This is a genomic window from Vibrio sp. Vb1574 (assembly GCF_033338675.1).
This window is the reverse complement of record NZ_JAWOTC010000268.1, coordinates 1-1,272: the sequence shown is the minus strand read 5'-3', so window position 1 is coordinate 1,272 and position 1,272 is coordinate 1. Positions and strand designations below refer to the sequence as shown.

2 protein-coding genes and 1 pseudogene are annotated in these 1,272 nt (G+C 47.4%); all 3 read left to right on the top strand.

Annotated elements, in window-relative coordinates; genetic code table 11:
* The coding region (locus tag R7O12_RS25430; RefSeq protein WP_411913097.1) for a tetratricopeptide repeat protein at positions 1–385 on the top strand (385 nt) is incomplete at its 5' end.
* A gap of 3 nt (positions 386–388) precedes the next feature.
* On the top strand, positions 389–1,045 hold the full coding sequence (locus tag R7O12_RS25425; protein ID WP_318126838.1) for a response regulator: 657 nt from the start codon (positions 389–391) through the stop codon (positions 1,043–1,045).
* Positions 1,035–1,272: pseudogene (locus R7O12_RS25420) on the top strand (two-component sensor histidine kinase); the annotation flags it as partial. The gene R7O12_RS25425 and the pseudogene R7O12_RS25420, both read left to right, overlap by 11 nt.

Sequence of the window (1,272 nt, the reverse complement as noted above, 5' to 3'; positions counted from 1 at the left end):
TGGTGCTCAAGGTGGCTTAGGTGCCCTATCACTCGCCAAAGAAGCCAAATCTTTACTCGAAGGGGTAATTGCAACGTCACCGCAAACGCTTGATGGCTCTGCATACACCAGTTTAGGTTCTTTGTATTACAAAGTTCCGGGGTGGCCAATTGGCTTTGGTGATGACGATAAAGCCGAAGAAATGTTGAAAAAAGCGTTAGAGATCAATCCCAAAGGCATCGATCCGAACTATTTTTATGGAGACTTCCTTGCAGAAGAAGGTCGAGACAAAGAAGCGAAAGTGTATTTGACTCGCGCAATGCAAGCATCACCTCGCCCTGACCGACCTTTGGCGGATAAAGGTCGAAAACTGGAAATTGAAGCGACTCTTGGGAGATTGAAATAATCTATGCGCTTATTACTCGTAGAAGATGACAAACTACTCGGTCAATCCATGGTGACTTCATTAAGTCGCCATGGGTACACCGTGGATTGGGTGGAAAAAGGGTCTGGCGTGACTAGCGCACTCAAAACAGAAGCGTTCACTGCCGTAATTTTGGATCTCACTCTACCCGATATCGATGGATTGGAAGTTCTGCGTAATATTCGCAAAGGCGGATTTAAGCTCCCAGTGATGATACTTACCGCACGATACGACATTCGCGATCGCGTTCAAGGCCTTGATGGCGGCGCAGATGATTACCTCGGAAAACCGTTTGCACTCGAAGAGTTGCTCGCTCGCTTGCGTGTGTTGATTCGCCGTCAATCCGGTAGTGCAGAAGAAATCATTCAAGTTGGGCAGTTATCTTTATCCTTATCGGAACAAAGCATTCGCTACGATGACGCGCCGCTTAAACTCACGCGCAACGAATTTAAAATCCTCACCAGCTTGATGACGAACGCCGGACGCGTGCAAAGTAAGGAGCAATTGCAACAATCACTGCACGGCTGGGATGAAGGTTCAAGCGACAACGCGATAGAAGTTCACATTCATAACCTACGTAAAAAAGCCCCCAACGTCGCCATCAAAAACATTCGTGGTGTGGGGTACATTCTTGAAAAATAAAAAACCTTACTCCATTAAACGCCAACTGACGCTCTCGGTTGGCTTGTTAGTCAGCGCGCTTTTGCTTATTTCTTTGTACTTCAGCTTTCAGTCAGCCAAACACGAAGTCGAAGAAGTTTATGACGCTAGGCTTGGGCAATCCGCTAAGCTGATGCTGCTGACGCTGTCCATTTCAACCGAAACGGACACGCTCGCCAACCACAGAGAGCTATTCGACCAGTGGATGA